The organism is Burkholderia sp. SRS-W-2-2016, assembly GCF_001931485.1.
Classification (GTDB): Bacteria; Pseudomonadota; Gammaproteobacteria; order Burkholderiales; family Burkholderiaceae; genus Paraburkholderia.
This window is the reverse complement of record NZ_MSDV01000046.1, coordinates 147,365-163,032: the sequence shown is the minus strand read 5'-3', so window position 1 is coordinate 163,032 and position 15,668 is coordinate 147,365. Positions and strand designations below refer to the sequence as shown.

Here is a 15,668-nt window from a genome sequence, read left to right as displayed (position 1 = left end):
TGAAAATGCTTCAAATGCTACGCCAATTATCAAAACGGCGCGGCGCCCCGACAATGCAGCCGTCGAAATACCGTGGTCGGCCGCCTCACATGCGGGGCACGCCAGCGCGGTTGCACCTTCATCCCTGATTTCATCCTGGAGCGGACAAATGCCCATCCCCTTACTCGCGCTGGCGATCAGCGCCTTCGCGATCGGCACGACCGAATTCGTCATCATGGGCCTGCTGCCCGAAGTCGCGCGCGATCTGGCCGTATCGATTCCGTCGGCGGGGCTGCTGGTCAGCGGCTATGCGCTCGGCGTCGCGGTCGGCGCGCCGCTGCTCGCGGTGATCACCAGCCGGATGTCGCGCAAGTTCGCGTTGCAGCTGCTGATGGGCGTGTTCATCGTCGGCAATGTGTTGTGCGCGATTGCGCCCAGTTATGCGGTGCTGATGGTCGCGCGCGTGGTGACCTCGTTCGCGCACGGCTCGTTCTTCGGTATCGGCGCGGTCGTGGCGGCCTCGCTGGTGCCGGCCGACAAGCGCGCCAGCGCGATCGCGCTGATGTTCACCGGCCTCACGCTCGCGAACGTGCTCGGCGTGCCGTTTGGCACCTTCGTCGGCCAGCAGTTCGGCTGGCGCGCGGCGTTCTGGATCGTCAGCGGCTTCGGCGTGCTGTCGCTCGCGGGCGTCAGCGCACTGGTGCCGAACCGTCACGACAGCGGCCCGGCCGGTCTCGGCCATGAAGTGCGCGTGCTGAAGGACCCGCAAGTGTGGACCGCGCTCGGCATGACGGTGCTCGGCTTCGGCGGCGTGTTCGTCGTGTTCACCTATATCGCGCCGATCCTCGAACAGGTCAGCGGTTTCTCGCCGCGCGGCGTCACGCTGATCCTCGTGCTGTTCGGCGTCGGGCTGACGGTCGGCAATATGGTCGGCGGCAAGCTCGCGGACCGCGCGCTGATGCCGTCGTTGATGGCGATTCTGGCCGCGCTCGCGGTCGTGATGGCGATCTTCGCGCGCACCAGTCATTCGCAGGTCGCGGCGGCGATCACGGTGTTCGTGTGGGGCATCGCGGCGTTCGCGACGGTGCCACCGCTGCAGATGCGGGTGGTCGAGAAGGCGGCCGCCGCGCCCAATCTCGCGTCGACGCTCAATATCGGCGCGTTCAACGTCGGCAATGCGGCCGGCGCGTGGCTCGGCGGGCTGGTGATCGGCCACGGCCATCCGCTCGACAGCCTGCCGTGGGTCGCGGCGGCGGTCAGCGTCGCGGCGTTGCTGCTCACGTGGATCGCGGCGCGCATGGATGCGCCGCCGGCCGCATCGCTTGCGCAGCGCGCGTAAATGCTTGCCTCCGCAATGCTGATAACAGTGTGAAGATAACTTCGTTGGGCGGCGCGCGGGCCGATGCTATCTTGCTTCCACTCACTGCTCTTGCGCCGCCGGGCGGCGCTCTGGAGGCCAATATGCATTCCCCGCTCGCGCTGGTGCGCGATCCGTCGGCCGCTGCCGACAGCGTTGTTCGTCCCGCCGCCGATCCCGCTGCTCATCACGCCGCTCATCATGCCGCCGGTAGCGCGGCGGGTGCCGTAGCAAACGCCGGCGTAGACACCGATTCCACGCCGCGCTCGCCCGAAGCATTCGACGCGCTCGAACAGCTGGTCGGCGTGAATCTCGCGCGGCTGCGCGCCGAGCGGCAACTGTCGCTCGATGCGCTGGCGCGGGCCTCGGGCGTGTCGCGCGCGATGCTCGCGCAGATCGAATCGGCGCGCAGCGTGCCGTCGATCAAGGTGCTGTGCAAGGTCGCGGCGGCGTTGCGGGTGTCGGTGGCGGCGTTCCTGCGGCGTCACGCGACCAACGGCTTCGAGCATCTGCCGGCCGACCGCTCCGCGCGCGTGGTCAGCTCGAACGGCCGCTATTCGGCGCGGCCGCTGTATCCGGACGACGAAGCGGTCGCCGCCGAGTTTCATGAGCTGCGGATCGCGCCGCTGCATACCGAGGCGGGGGTGCGTCGCGCGCCGGGCACGACGGTGAATCTGGTGGTCAGCGACGGCACGCTCGAAGTCAGCGTGCAGGACCGGCGGCAGTTGCTTGCCACCGGCGACGCGATCGTGTTCGACGCCGATCAGCCGCATAGTCTGCGCAACCCGGGCGACACCGAGGCGCGCGCGTTTCGCGTGACGCTGCGGGCGGAAACGCCGCCGCGCTGGGACGTGCCGGCGGCGGCCGCGACGCGCGATGAGCCGGCGCCCGATAGGACATCGGACTAAGCCCGAATGCAAAAAAGCCGGTTCATCAGAACCGGCTTTTTGCTATCCACCCGCGCCGCGAGCGCGCAACGAAGCCGCGCGCGTTACGACTGCACGTCGCCGAACTCGCCGCGCACGCCCGCCTCGACGAGCGCCGGCAATTCGTCCATGTGTTTCATGATCCGCGTGATCCCCATTGCCCTCAGCGCATCCGCGTAGCCGTCCGGGATATGGCTCGCGCCGACGAACGCGATCGTCTTCATGCCGGCCGCGCGCGCCGCTTTCAGCCCGGACACGCTGTCTTCGACGACGAGGCAGCGCGCCGGCTCGACGCCGAGCGATTGCGCGGCGAACAGATACACATCCGGGAACGGCTTGGGCCGCGCGACCTGTTCGGCGCTGAACACGCGCTCGCCGAAAATCTGCTGCAGGCCCGCGCGCCGCACCGACGCGCTGACCCGCGTCATGCGGCTGTTCGACACGACCGCGACCGGCAGCGTCAGACGTTGCAGCGCATCGCGCACGCCGTTGATCGGGCTCAGCGACGACGCCAGCGCGAGCTCGACGTTGTGCTCGATCGTGTCGAGAAAGTCGGCGGGCAACGCGACGCCGAACTGCTTTTCGATGCCGGCGAGAAAGCGCGAGGTCTGCTGACCGAACGCGGTTTTGACGACGGGCGCGAAATCGATGCCGGGGAGGGTGGCCGTCAGCGTGTCGAACATCACGCGATCGGCGATGACTTCACTGTCGACGAGCACGCCGTCGCAGTCACAGATGAGATGATCGATCATGCCTGGAAGTGCGGTGAAAGGTGCCATGATACGTGCTTTCGGCAGGGTCACGACCCGTCACCGCAGCCGTCTCAACACATATCCGCCCAGGCCTTCGCCGCTCGAATCGCGCGCTGCCATCCTTCGAGACACGACTTGACCTCCGCATGCGGCAGCGCCGGCGTAAAGCGCTGTTCGAGCTTCCACTGACTCTTCAGTTCATCGATATCCTTCCAGTAGCCGACCGCGAGCCCCGCGAGATAAGCGGCGCCGAGCGCGGTCGTCTCCGACACCTTCGGGCGCACCGCGTCGACGCCGAGAATATCGGCCTGGAACTGCATCAGCAGATTGTTCGCGCACGCGCCGCCGTCCACCCGCAATTCGCCGATGCGGATGCCCGAGTCCGCTTCCATCGCCTTCAGCACGTCGAGCGACTGATACGCGATCGAATCGAGCGCCGCGCGCGCGATGTGCGCGGACGTGGTGCCGCGCGTCACGCCGAACAGCGTGCCGCGCGCATGCGCGTTCCAGTGCGGCGCGCCGAGGCCGGCGAACGCGGGCACCAGATAGACGCCGTCGCAATGCGGGACGCCGCGCGCGAGCGTTTCGATCTCGCTCGCGTGCTTGATGATGCCGAGCCCGTCGCGCAGCCACTGCACGACCGCGCCGCCGATAAAGATGCTGCCTTCGAGCGCGTAATCGATCCGCTCGCCGATCTGCCACGCGATCGTCGTGACCAGGTTGTTCTGCGATTCGATCGGCTTGGCGCCGGTGTTCATCACGAGGAAGCAGCCGGTGCCGTAGGTGTTCTTCACCATGCCCGACTCGGTGCACATCTGGCCGAACAGCGCCGCGTGCTGATCGCCGGCGATGCCCGCGAGCGGAATCTTCGACGCGAACACCGTGGTCACGGTCGGCCCGTACACCTCCGCCGACGAGCGCACTTCCGGCAGCATGCTGCGCGGAATATCGAGCGCGGCGAGCAGTTCGTCGTCCCACTTCAGCGTGTGGATGTTGAACAGCATCGTGCGCGACGCGTTGGTCACGTCGGTGATGTGCAGCGCGCCCTTGGTGAAATTCCACACCAGCCAGCTGTCGACGGTGCCGAACGCGAGCCGGCCCTGGCGGGCTTTTTCACGCGCGCCGGCGACGTTGTCGAGAATCCAGCGGATCTTGGTCGCCGAGAAGTACGAATCGATCGGCAGACCGGTCTTCGCGCGCACGCTCGCTTCGAGCCCCTGCGCTTTCAGCTCGTCGCAGAAGTCGGCGGTGCGGTGGTCCTGCCAGACGATCGCGTTGTAGATCGGCTGCCCGGTCTCGCGATCCCACACGATCGTGGTCTCGCGCTGGTTGGTGATGCCGATCGCGGCGATCGACGTGCCGTTCATGCCGGCGCGCGTGACCGCTTCGGCGGCGACGCCGGCCTGGGTCGACCAGATTTCCTGCGGGTCGTGCTCGACCCAGCCCGGGTGCGGATAGATCTGCTGGAATTCCTTCTGCGCGGTCGACACGATGTTGCCGCGTCGGTCGAACAGCATCGCGCGCGAGCTGGTGGTGCCTTGGTCAAGCGCCAGGATGTACTGATCCTGCATTGTCTCTTCTCCATGCATGTTACGGATCGCCGGGCTGCGGGCCGGCGATGGCGCGGCGGCTTGTTGTCGGCGGGCCGCGCTAGTGTGATGGCGCGCGCGGCTCTCGTCCAGCGCGGCGGGCGGGGTGGTGAGGCGGCGGGCGCCGGCGCGTCGCGTGTGACTTACGCGCTCTGGCGCGCCGGTTCGCGCGCGAACCAGCCGTCGATATCGCTCGTGACCTGCGCGAGCGTGCCCGGCTCGACGTGCAGCCCGAGCTTCGAGCGCCGCCACAGCACGTCGTGCGCGCTGCGCGCCCATTCGGTATCGCGCAGATAAACCAGTTCGGCTTCGTACAGTCCCGGTGCGAATTCGTGGCCGAGCTCGGCGCGCGAACGCGCGTTGCCGATCACGCGCCGCGCGCGTGTGCCATAGGCGCGCGCCAGCCGGTGTGCGAGCGCCGGCGGCAGCCACGCATACTCGCGCTCGAATTCGCCGAGAAAGCGCGCGAAGTTCGCGTCCGCGATATCGCCGCCCGGCAGCGGCGCGCCGACGGTCCACGCGGACACGTCGCGCCGCAGCGCCTGGGTGAGCGTATCGACCGCCTGCTCGGCGAGCTTGCGAAACGTCGTGATCTTGCCGCCGAACACCGACAGCAGCGGCGCTTCGCCGGCGGGCGCGTCGAGTTCGAGCGAGTAGTCGCGCGTGACCGCCGACGGGTTATCGGCGTTGTCGTCTTCGAGCAGCGGCCGCACGCCCGAATAGGTCCAGCGGACGTCGGCCGGCGAAATCTTCTGCTTGAAGTAGCGGTTGATCGAATCGCACAGGTACTGGGTTTCGTTCGCGTCGATCGCGACCTTGGCCGGGTCGCCGCGGTATTCGAGGTCGGTCGTGCCGATCAGCGTGTAGTCGCGCTCGTACGGGATCGCGAAGATGATCCGCTTGTCCGGGTTCTGGAAGATGTACGCGTGGTCGTGCTCGAACAGCCGCCGCGTGACGATGTGGCTGCCCTTGACGAGCCGCACGCTGTGCGTCGCCGGCCGGCCCAGCGCGCCTTTCAGCAGCTCGCCGACCCACGGGCCCGCCGCGTTGGCGATCGCGGCGGCGCGCACCTCGAGCGTCGAGCCGTCCGCGCGGCGCAGTTGCGCGTGCCATTCGCCGTTCGCGCGGCGCGCACCGGCGAGCTTCGTGCGGGTCAGGATCGTCGCGCCGCGCTCGTGCGCATCGAGCGCGTTCAGCACCACGAGGCGCGCGTCGTTGACCCAGCCGTCCGAATAGACGAAGCCGCGTTTGATCGAATCGACCAGCGGCGCGCCGGCCGGATGCCTGGCCATCGTGATGCCGCGCGAACCGGGCAGCAGCTCGCGTTTGGCGAGGTGGTCGTACAGAAACAGACCCGCGCGGATCAGCCACGCCGGGCGCAGGTCGGGCATATGCGGCATCACGAAACGCAGCGGCCACATGATGTGGGGCGCCGCGCGCAGCAGTGTCTCGCGCTCCTGCAACGCTTTGCGCACCAGCCCGAACTCGCGGTATTCGAGGTAGCGCAGGCCGCCGTGGATCAGCTTGGTGCTGGCCGACGACGTATGCGCGGCAAGGTCGTCCTGCTCGCACAGCAGCACCGACAGGCCGCGGCCGGCCGCGTCGCGGGCGATGCCCGCGCCATTGATCCCGCCGCCGACGACGAGCAAATCGTATTTCGAGCCTTGCGTCACCTGCTGAGTCCTCTGGGTCGAATCTGGAAGTTGGAAAGCGAATCGAACGAGTGATGTTCGTTTTCGAACTTTAATGAACATATTCGAAAAAGTAAAGTTCGCTTGCCGGTGACTAGGACGATGCGAAGCGGGTCGGGAGTGGCGCAACCCGCGGCCGCGGACGATACTCACGGCAGCAGCCATTTCGAGGTGATGAATGCGTGGACTATTGATGATCGGCGCGGCGGCGCTGCTGGCGGGATGCGTGAGCACGCCGAGTCTGGAAGGAACGAGAGGGGCGACGTCGTTCGAGTCGCTGCAGCAGATGTGTTCGCCGCAGACGGTCGATTACGGCCCCGACGCGCAGGCCGTCTACACGGCGTTCTTCGACGCGTACGTGGCGAACCGGCGCGGCCGGCTGTCGAAGGAGGATTTCTGCGCGTTTCAGGCGGGGATCGCGCAGCGTCACGCGAGCGAGGCGAACAGCAGCGATCCGAAACTGCGCAATCAGTGGGTCGAGTTCTTCAACCAGCAGCGCGCGAAGGCGATCGGCTGGCGTGCGGCGGCCGATCCGACGTTGCGCGCCGGTTGAGCTACTTGCCCGCCGCGCGTCGCGAACGCGTTTTCCGCAGCGCGCCGCATCGCTTCGCGAAACTGCTGGATGTCGTCGGCGCAGAGCGTCTTGGGGGAAGCGCGCGCGGCGCAACGCTCGTCGCCACGCGCTGGCATGGTGCGCGGACAGCGCCTGCAAGCCGGTGGCGACGCAGGTGAGCGAACAAGAAGGGGTGTTACGAGAACCGTTTTATGGCCCGCAGCGCATCGTCGCCGCTTTCCGTCACGCTCCACTGTTCATTGCCCGATGCGAGGCGTTCGAGTTGCACCAGTTGGCGTTCGAGCAACGCATCGAGTTCTTCGCGGTCCATGTCGACCTGATTGGGGGCGTCTTTGACGAGCAACAACGTGGCGAATTCATGCGGACTCAGCATCGTTCTCTCCATGTCAGGCAATCGCGGACAACCTTGCAGGCGCCGGCTGGGCCGGGCGGGGTCCGCTAAAGGATCGGGGCGGGAGGTACGGCTTACACGACAGATTCACACAACGGGCGCGGCGCGCGACACGCACGCAACGCCGGGGAACTGGAGTGTAGGCGAGCACCGATCAAACGCCAACCCAGCCCTCGTAAATATTCCGTTTGACAATTGACCGCCCAAGCGGCGGTCTGGCGCCGCGCGCAGATCCTTGATTTCACTCGAAGTTTTGCGTGCGCCGCAGCATGGCGGCGAACGCCTGGCGCGGCCGCCCGGCTAGTCGGCGACGTAGACCTGACAGTTGACCGCGCCCAGCATCTCGGCCATGTCGGCGGGCGGGGCGGCGTCGGTGAACAGCGCGTCGATCTGTTCGAGATGGCCCTGGCGGACCAGCGCCGGACGGCCGAACTTCGAGTGGTCGGCGGCGAGGAACACGGTGCGCGCGTGCTCGATGATCGCTTCCGCGACGCGCACCTCGCGGGTGTCGAAATCGCGCAGCGTGCCATCCGTCTCGATGCTCGACGTGCCGATGATCGCGAAGTCGACCTTGAACTGGCGGATGAAGTCGATCGCCAGTTCGCCGACGATCCCCTTGTCCCACGGCCGCACGATCCCGCCGGTGACCAGCACCTCGCAATCCGGATAGCCGCTCATCATGCTCGCGACGTTCAGATTGTTGGTGATCACGCGCAGCCCGCGATGGCGGTTCAGCGCGCGCGCGACTTCCTCGGTGGTGGTGCCGAGGTTGATGAACAGCGACGCCTGATCGGGAATGTGAGTGGCCACTAGCGCCGCGATGCGCCGCTTCTCGTCATGGAACATCCGCTGGCGCGCGGTGTAGGAGACGTTCTCGGAACTGGTCGGCAGGCTCGCGCCGCCGTGGTAGCGGCGCAGCAGGTTCATGTCGGCGAGCCAGTTGACGTCGCGGCGGATCGTCTGCGGCGTCACGTCGAAGTGGCTCGCGAGGTCGTCCACGGTCACGAAGCCGTCGCGTTGCACCCACTCCAGCAGTTCCTGTTGCCGGGCGTTGAGAGTCAGGCGGGGGTGTCGTGTCATGGGTCTCGTGTTGTCGTGGGTGGGGGCAGTGCCGGCGCGGGCCGGGGGGCGCGCGGGTTGCGGCTATTGTAAGACCATCGGCGCCGCGCTCCGCGTAACCGCCGCGGTCCGCGGCGCGGGGTCCGCCGATCCGCGAAGCCTCATTCAGGCGCGCCGCGCATTTATTCATTTGATAAATGAATTTGTTTTTTATGCCGGTTCGCGCTGCAATCGCGGGTTCCGCTTTGTAGTTGCTTTACAACCTTTCCCTTGATGTCCGGCGACTATTTCGTGCCGGACCGCGCTTTCGAGAGTGTTCGACATGACTGGCTTCAACTGGCAAAACCCCTATCCGACGCAACGTCTGCCCGTATTCGCGCGCAACATCGTTTCGACCTCCCATCCGCTCGCCGCGCAGGCCGGTCTGCGCATGCTGTGGAAGGGCGGCAACGCGGTCGACGCGGCGATCGCGGCGGCCGCCGCGATTACGGTGGTCGAGCCGGTGTCGTGCGGCCTCGGCGGCGATGCGTTCGCACTGGTGTGGGACGGCAAGAAGCTGCATGGTCTGAACGCGTCGGGCGTGTCGCCGGCCGCGTGGAACGTCGATTACTTCAAGCGCAAGTACGGCGAGGAAAACGGTCTCGCGAAGCAGCCGAAGCGCGGCTGGGACGCGGTCACGGTGCCGGGCGTGATCGCCGGCTGGGAAGCGCTGCACCAGAAGTTCGGCAAGCTGCCGTTCGCCGACCTGATGGAACCGGCGATCGAGATCGCCGAGCGCGGTCACGCGGTCGCGAGCATCGTCGCGTACAAGTGGGCGGCCGCGGTGCCCGAGCTGAAGGATCAGCCGGGCTTCGCGCAGACCTTCATGCCGCGCGGCCGCGCGCCGGAAGTCAGCGAACTGGTGCGCTTCCCCGGTCACGCGAAGACGCTGCGCCAGCTCGCCGAGCAGGGCCCGCGCGCGTATTACGAAGGCGAGATCGCCGAGCGCATCGCCGCGTTCGCGCGTGAAGGCGGCGCCGCGCTGACCGCCGACGACCTGCGCAACTACCGCGCCGACTGGGTCGAGCCGATCGGCAAGGACTATCGCGGCTACACCGTGCACGAGATTCCGCCGAGCGGCCAGGGGATCGCCGCGCTGATCGCGCTCGGCATTCTCGAGAAGTTCGACGTGAAGTCGCTGAAGATCGACAGCGTCGAATCGCAGCATCTGCAGATCGAAGCGATGAAGCTCGCGTTCGCCGACGTGTACCGCTACGTCGCCGATCCGCGTTCGATGGAAGTCACGCCGGAGCAGATGCTCGACGACGCGTACCTGAGCTCGCGCGCGAAGCTGATCGATCCGAAGCGCGCGACGCAGTTCGACTTCGGGATGCCGAAGGCGGGCGGCACGATCTACCTGTCGGCGGCCGACGAGAACGGCATGATGGTCAGCTTCATCCAGTCGAACTACATGGGCTTCGGCTCGGGCATCGTGGTGCCGGACAGCGGCATCGCGCTGCAGAACCGCGGCTGCGGTTTCTCGATGGATCCGAAGTCGCCGAACGTGGTGGAAGGCGGCAAGCGGCCGTTCCACACGATCATCCCGGCGTTCCTCACGCAGCAGGTGAACGGCCAGCAGGAAGCGGTGATGAGCTTCGGCGTGATGGGCGGCGACATGCAGCCGCAAGGCCATCTGCAGACCGTGGTGCGGATGCTCGACTACGGCCAGCAGCCGCAGGCCGCGTGCGATGCGCCGCGCTGGAAGGTCAACCGCGACTTCACGATCGACATCGAATCGACGCTCGATCCGCAGACCGCCGACGCGCTGCAAAAGCTCGGCCACACGATCAAATCGGTCGACGATCCGTACATGGACTTCGGCTCCGGCCAGTTCATCTGGAAGCTCGACCGCGACGAGCCGGAGCGCGGCTATGTGGCCGCAAGCGACAGCCGCCGCGACGGGCTCGCGGCCGGCTTCTAGGTTCCTCCGGGCGGGCGCCCTCGGCGCTCGCATCCAGGCAAGACCCGACGCACGCGGCGCAGCACGCGCCGCCCGCGGCCGCGCTTCCATGCAGGCGCGCGGCCGCCGCATCGCGACCTCGCATCGCCGTTAAGCACAGAAATCACGAATCACGTATCACGCATCAGACAGGCAGGAGACCCTCATGACCATTCCCGCATCGAGTTCCTCGAGCGCATCCCCTCATACCCCGTTCGTGCCGCTTTCCAAAGCGAAGATACGGCGGATCGTTTTTTCGTCGTCGGTCGGCAACGCGCTCGAGTGGTTCGACTTCCTCGTCTACGGCTTCTTCGCGACGATCATCGCGAAACAGTTCTTCCCCATGCAGGACGAATGGCTGTCGACGCTGCTCGCGATCGCGACCTTCGGCATCTCGTTCCTGATGCGCCCGCTCGGCGCGGTCGTGCTCGGCGTCTACGGCGACCGCAAGGGCCGCAAAGCCGCGCTCACGCTGGCGATCGCGCTGATGATGATCGGCACCTTCACGATGGCGATGATGCCGCCGTTTTCGTCGATCGGTCTGGCCGCGCCGGTGCTGGTGCTGCTCGCGCGGCTCGTGCAGGGTTTCGCGGTGGGCGGCGAGTTCGGCAGCGCGACCGCGTTCATGGTCGAGCACAGCCCGTCGCAACGCGGCTATTACGCGAGCTGGCAGTTCGCGAGCCAGGGCCTTGCGGCGATCACCGCGGCGGCCTTCGGTTCGCTGCTGACCGGCTGGCTGCCGGCCGAACACCTGAACAGCTGGGGCTGGCGCGTGCCGTTCGTGTTCGGTCTGCTGATCGGCCCGGTCGGCTACTACATCCGCTCGCATCTGGACGAGACGCCCGAGTTCGTCGCGATGCGTGAACAGCGCGAAGCGGCCGGCGCGCACAAGGCCGTGGACGAAACGAAGGATGCGTCGTTCGCGAGTCAGTGGGTCAATCTGCTGCTGGCGGTGGGCATCGTTGCGCAGTCCACCGTCGGCGTGTACGTGCTGCAGCTTTATATGCCGCTGTACGCGGTCAAGCAGCTGCATATGGCGGCGGCCGCGTCGTTCGGCGTGGTGGTGCTCAACGGCGGCATGCAGTTCATCTTCTCGCCGATCATGGGCGCGCTGTCCGACCGGATCGGCCGGATTCGCATCATGCTGACCACGTCGGTGCTGATGGGCGTGCTGATCTATCCGATGTTCGCGTGGCTGCAGTCGCATCCGACGATCGGCTGGCTGCTGGTGCTGCAAGGCGTCGCCGGCATCTTCAAGGCGGCGTACTCGGGGCCGATGCCCGCGCTGATGTCGGAGATCTTCCCGACCCAGGTGCGCTCGACCGGTCTGTCGATTGCGTACAGCCTGGGCGTCACGCTGTTCGGCGGCTTTGCGCCGACCATCGTCGAAACCTTCATTCACTTGACCGGCGACAAACTTGCACCGAGTTATTACGTGCTGCTTGCGGCGGTGCTGTCCGGCGTGTCGCTGAGCATCGTCGCGGTGCGGATGCGGCGGGGGCGGGTCGCGCAAGCGCGTGTGCAGCCCGCGTAGCCGTCATCAGGGCCGCCGGGCCTTCGTCCGACCGGCCTTTACCGGGATCCAAGCCAGCTCGTCGAGCTGGCTTTTTTTTGCCGTCGGCACGCCGTTTTAATACGCTGGAAGATTTCGACTATCTTGGAATTGGAACTGCGCAAGAGCGGCACGGTCTGTGCTCAATGATCTGCATGGTCGGATAACTCCCGCTAACCTGCAGAGTACGAGAGCCCAACTCTAATCACGGCGTTGTATCCGGCACGGAGAAACATCACGGCGCGCGAGCGCGGGGGCGGCGGCGAGCAGCTCCACGGGTCGGTACAGCATTGGAGCAAGACACGATGCACACAAAGCTGAACCATGTGATGCCCTGGCGGATCGAGGACATCGACCTCACGCGGATCGACCGGCGCAAGGCCGCCGCCAACGAAGACCTGCTGTTGTTGCTGTGCGCGTCTTCGTTCATCGAAAGCGGCACCGATCTGTACACCAGCAATCTGAGTACATTTTTCAACGGCGATCCCGAGGTCTCGGCGTGGCTCAACAACGAGTGGGAGCCCGAGGAAATGCAGCATGGCCGCGCGCTGAAAACCTACATCGCGCACGTGTGGCCGGAGTTCGACTGGGACACCGCGTTTGCCAACTTCATGGCCGAGTACTCGCTGACCTGCTCGGTCGAGGATTTCGAAAAGACCCGCGCGCTCGAAATGGTCGCGCGCTGCGTGGTCGAGACCGGTACCGCGACGCTGTATCGCGCGATCGGCGAATGCTCGGACGAGCCGGTGCTCAAGCAGATCACCGACAACATCCGCACCGACGAAGTGCGTCACTACAAGCACTTTTTCAGGTACTTCAAGAAGTACAACAAGATCGAGGGCAACGGCCGGCTCGCGGTGCTCGGCGCGCTGCTGCGCCGCGTGATGGAGATCAAGAACGAGGACTCGGAGATCGCGTTGCGGCATGTGTTCGCGGTTCGCTATCCGGAGCGCGTGAACGATGCCGGCTATAACGGCGAGCGCGCGGCGCGCATCAACAAGCTGGTGCGGCGCAATCTGTCCGCCGAGATGTGCGTGAAGATGCTGCTCAAGCCGCTCGATCTGCCGGCGCGCATTCAACCCGGCGTGCATTACCCGCTCGCGAAGATCGCCCAGCACGTGTTCTTCCGTTGAGGCGGCGCCGGGGCCGCTCGATGCGCGCGCAACCACCCTCGACCCCACGCTGAAGCCAGCGCCCGCCGCCGCGGGCTCTGGCTTTTTTCGAGACATGATTGAGCTTTGCCGACCCGAACCGGATCCATCGTATGAGCGACTCTTCAGCTTCATCATCAGGCGCCGCGCGTGCGCTCGACCAGAACGTGTTCGACGAGTGGCCGGCCAACGTGCGCGCGTGGTTCGACGGCGCGTCGCTCGTGGACAAGACGGGCTTCACCGCGTCGTTGCTGAGCGTCGATGCGAACGGTCACGTGCGCACGTCGCTGCTCAGTGTCGGCGAGCTTTACGCGCCCGATTCGCGCACGCTCGGCATCGCGTTATGGCCGCAGGCGCGCGCGACGCGGGCGATCACGCAAAGCGGCCGGGCCGCGTTGAGCTTCGTGTGCGACGCGGCGTTCTATCAGGTGCAGTTGCGCGTCGCGCCGCTGCCGGCCGCTGCCGGCGACGACACGGGCCTCGTCTATCTGCTTGCATCGATCGACACCGGGGAAGCGCAGAGCGTGCGTTATGCGCGCCTGACGGGCGGCATCACGTTCGAACTGGAGGGCGAGGGCAGTGCGGTGCTCGAGCGCTGGGAACGGCAGCTGGAGCAGTTGAAGCGGGCCGTCGCGGCGAGCAGCCGGTAGTTTTTCGCGGGACGACCCGCGAACGGCTCGCGGTTTTGCTTGCGCTGTAGCTCGCGGCGTTGTTCGCGGTTTTGCTCGCGATAGAAGGCGGCGAACTCGAAGCGATACCGTGGGCCGCGAGGCCGCAGACGCAACGCCCCAGACAGCAAAAGGCCCGCGATCAGCGGGCCTTTGACCAAGCAGTTCAGCGTAGCAGCTTAACGGCTGCGTTCGCCGTTACGCGACGGCTGCGCGCCACGCGGCGCATCGTTGCGCGGCTTCGCGCCGCCGCCGAGCAGCGCGCCCGGATTGCCGTTGTGCGAGCGGTTGCCCTGCGGCTTGCGCGGCGCGTGATTCGCGGCGCCGCCGTCATGCGCGGCGCTACGCGGGCGGTCGTCGTGACGCTGCGCGTCGCGGCGCGGCTGGCCGCCGTTGCCCGCGGCCGGCTTCGCGCCTTGCGCGCGCGGCGCATGACCATTCGACGGACGCTGCCCCGAGCGCTGACCCGCACCTTGGCCCGCGCCCTGCGGCGCGCGTTGCCCGCCGCCTTGCGCCGGCTTCGCCGCACCAGCGCCCGCGCCATCGCGGCGGCCGCCGCCTTGGCCCTGACGCGGCGAACGACCGCCGCCGCCGCCACCGCCCTGGCCGCGACGCTGGATCGGCTCCGGCTTCGCGGTCGGATCCGGCTCGAAACCGGCGATCACTTCCTGCGGAACCGGCCGCTTGATCAGCTTCTCGATGTCCTTGAGCAACTGCAGTTCATCGACGCACACCAGCGACACCGCTTCGCCGGTCGCCCCCGCGCGGCCAGTGCGGCCGATGCGGTGCACGTAGTCTTCCGGCACGTTCGGCAGATCGAAGTTGACCACGTGCGGCAGTTGATCGATATCGATGCCGCGCGCGGCGATATCGGTCGCGACCAGCACCTGCAGCGTGTTGTCCTTGAACTCGGCGAGCGCACGCGTGCGCGCGGACTGGCTCTTGTTGCCGTGAATCGCGAGCGCGCTGATGCCGTCCTTGGTCAGCTGTTCGGCCAGACGGTTCGCGCCGTGCTTGGTGCGGGTGAACACCAGCACCTGGAACCAGTTGTGCTGGCGGATCAGATGGGTGAGCAGTTCGCGCTTGCGGTCGCGGTCGACCGGGTGAATCTTCTGCGCAACCGTTTCGGCGGTGGTATTGCGACGCGCGACTTCGATCAGCGCCGGCGAGTCGAGCAGGTTGTCGGCGAGTGCCTTGATTTCATCCGAGAAGGTCGCCGAGAACAGCAGGTTCTGGCGCTTCGGCGGCAGCTTCGCGAGCACGCGCTTGATGTCGTGGATGAAGCCCATGTCGAGCATGCGGTCGGCTTCGTCGAGCACGAGGATTTCGAGCTGCGACAGGTCGATGGTCTTCTGCTGCATGTGGTCGAGCAGACGGCCCGGCGTCGCGACGACGATATCCACGCCGCTCCTCAGCGCGCCGATCTGCGGATTGATGCCGACGCCGCCGAACATCACGGTCGACTTCAGCTTCAGATACTTGCCGTACTGGCGCACGCTTTCCTCGACCTGGGCGGCGAGTTCGCGGGTCGGCGTGAGGATCAGCGCGCGCACCACGCGCTTGCCGCCGGCGGCCGGCGCCATCGAGTTCAGACGTTGCAGGATCGGCAGCGTGAAGCCGGCGGTCTTGCCGGTGCCGGTTTGCGCGCCGGCGAGCAGGTCGCCGCCGTTGAGCACGGCGGGGATCGCCTGAGTCTGGATCGGGGTCGGGCTGGTGTAGCCCAGTTCGTTGACAGCGCGGACCAGCGGTTCGGACAAGCCGAGGGAATCAAAAGACATAAAAGCTCTTTGCAATGCAATGCAGTTTCGCGAACGTGACCGGCGGGGCCCAGCGGACCCCAGCGCGGCAACAGCAGCGCGGCATCGACATGCGCGTTCGCGCATGTGCGAGGCCGAAGCCCGGTTCCGTTCACGGAGAAATCGGCGGCACGCTCCAGGAGGTGCCGAATGTTTCAACGCGCTATGCAGACACGTCGACTGGCCTTAAGTTGCAATCCGCCGC

General features: G+C 66.7%; 13 protein-coding genes. 7 read left to right on the top strand and 6 right to left on the bottom strand.

What is annotated here, in order from left to right:
• Nucleotides 1–148 precede the first annotated feature (148 nt).
• Nucleotides 149–1,318 carry an MFS transporter gene (locus BTH42_RS20435; RefSeq protein WP_075302742.1) on the top strand — a complete coding sequence of 390 codons (1,170 nt, stop codon included), beginning with the start codon at nucleotides 149–151 and terminating at the stop codon, nucleotides 1,316–1,318.
• A 122-nt stretch (nucleotides 1,319–1,440) separates the two neighbouring features.
• Nucleotides 1,441–2,244 carry a helix-turn-helix domain-containing protein gene (locus BTH42_RS20430; RefSeq protein ID WP_075302740.1) on the top strand — a complete coding sequence of 268 codons (804 nt, stop codon included), beginning with the start codon at nucleotides 1,441–1,443 and terminating at the stop codon, nucleotides 2,242–2,244.
• Between the two features lie 83 nt (nucleotides 2,245–2,327).
• On the opposite strand, the gene BTH42_RS20425 is transcribed toward BTH42_RS20430, so the two are convergent.
• The 3 genes from BTH42_RS20425 to glpD form a co-directional block, all read right to left on the bottom strand.
• Nucleotides 2,328–3,014 (bottom strand): HAD family phosphatase, encoded by a 687-nt coding sequence (locus BTH42_RS20425; protein WP_075302738.1) that lies wholly within the window; start codon nucleotides 3,012–3,014, stop codon nucleotides 2,328–2,330.
• A 71-nt stretch (nucleotides 3,015–3,085) separates the two neighbouring features.
• A complete protein-coding gene (glpK, locus tag BTH42_RS20420) occupies nucleotides 3,086–4,585 on the bottom strand; it encodes a glycerol kinase GlpK (RefSeq protein ID WP_075302736.1) in 1,500 nt (499 codons plus the stop codon).
• Between the two features lie 161 nt (nucleotides 4,586–4,746).
• Nucleotides 4,747–6,276, bottom strand: a complete 1,530-nt coding sequence (gene glpD, locus BTH42_RS20415; RefSeq protein WP_075302734.1) for a glycerol-3-phosphate dehydrogenase — start codon at nucleotides 6,274–6,276, stop codon at nucleotides 4,747–4,749.
• Nucleotides 6,277–6,472: 196 nt separating this feature from the next.
• Between glpD and BTH42_RS20410 the strand changes: the two genes are divergently transcribed.
• Entirely contained in the window at nucleotides 6,473–6,847 is a 375-nt protein-coding gene (locus BTH42_RS20410) for a hypothetical protein (RefSeq protein ID WP_178392203.1), read from the top strand.
• Between the two features lie 196 nt (nucleotides 6,848–7,043).
• On the opposite strand, the gene BTH42_RS20405 is transcribed toward BTH42_RS20410, so the two are convergent.
• Together BTH42_RS20405 and BTH42_RS20400 are read right to left on the bottom strand one after the other, a co-directional pair.
• Nucleotides 7,044–7,241, bottom strand: coding sequence for a hypothetical protein (locus BTH42_RS20405; RefSeq protein ID WP_075302730.1), 198 nt, complete (start codon nucleotides 7,239–7,241; stop codon nucleotides 7,044–7,046).
• A 318-nt stretch (nucleotides 7,242–7,559) separates the two neighbouring features.
• A complete protein-coding gene (locus BTH42_RS20400) occupies nucleotides 7,560–8,339 on the bottom strand; it encodes a DeoR/GlpR family DNA-binding transcription regulator (protein ID WP_075302728.1) in 780 nt (259 codons plus the stop codon).
• Nucleotides 8,340–8,640: 301 nt separating this feature from the next.
• Here BTH42_RS20400 and ggt point away from each other — a divergent pair, with 301 nt between their 5' ends.
• From ggt to BTH42_RS20380, 4 genes are all read left to right on the top strand, one after another.
• Complete coding sequence (gene ggt / locus BTH42_RS20395) at nucleotides 8,641–10,278, top strand: gamma-glutamyltransferase (protein ID WP_075303022.1); 1,638 nt, start codon at nucleotides 8,641–8,643, stop codon at nucleotides 10,276–10,278.
• 184 nt (nucleotides 10,279–10,462) lie between these two features.
• Nucleotides 10,463–11,830 (top strand): MFS transporter, encoded by a 1,368-nt coding sequence (locus BTH42_RS20390; protein ID WP_075302726.1) that lies wholly within the window; start codon nucleotides 10,463–10,465, stop codon nucleotides 11,828–11,830.
• A 323-nt stretch (nucleotides 11,831–12,153) separates the two neighbouring features.
• Nucleotides 12,154–12,981: a ferritin-like domain-containing protein gene (locus BTH42_RS20385; RefSeq protein ID WP_075302724.1), complete on the top strand. Its 828-nt coding sequence runs from the start codon at nucleotides 12,154–12,156 to the stop codon at nucleotides 12,979–12,981.
• A 131-nt stretch (nucleotides 12,982–13,112) separates the two neighbouring features.
• Nucleotides 13,113–13,649, top strand: coding sequence for a hypothetical protein (locus BTH42_RS20380; protein ID WP_075302722.1), 537 nt, complete (start codon nucleotides 13,113–13,115; stop codon nucleotides 13,647–13,649).
• Nucleotides 13,650–13,846: 197 nt separating this feature from the next.
• On the opposite strand, the gene BTH42_RS20375 is transcribed toward BTH42_RS20380, so the two are convergent.
• Nucleotides 13,847–15,445, bottom strand: coding sequence for a DEAD/DEAH box helicase (locus tag BTH42_RS20375; RefSeq protein WP_075302720.1), 1,599 nt, complete (start codon nucleotides 15,443–15,445; stop codon nucleotides 13,847–13,849).
• Between the last annotated feature and the right edge of the window lie 223 nt (nucleotides 15,446–15,668).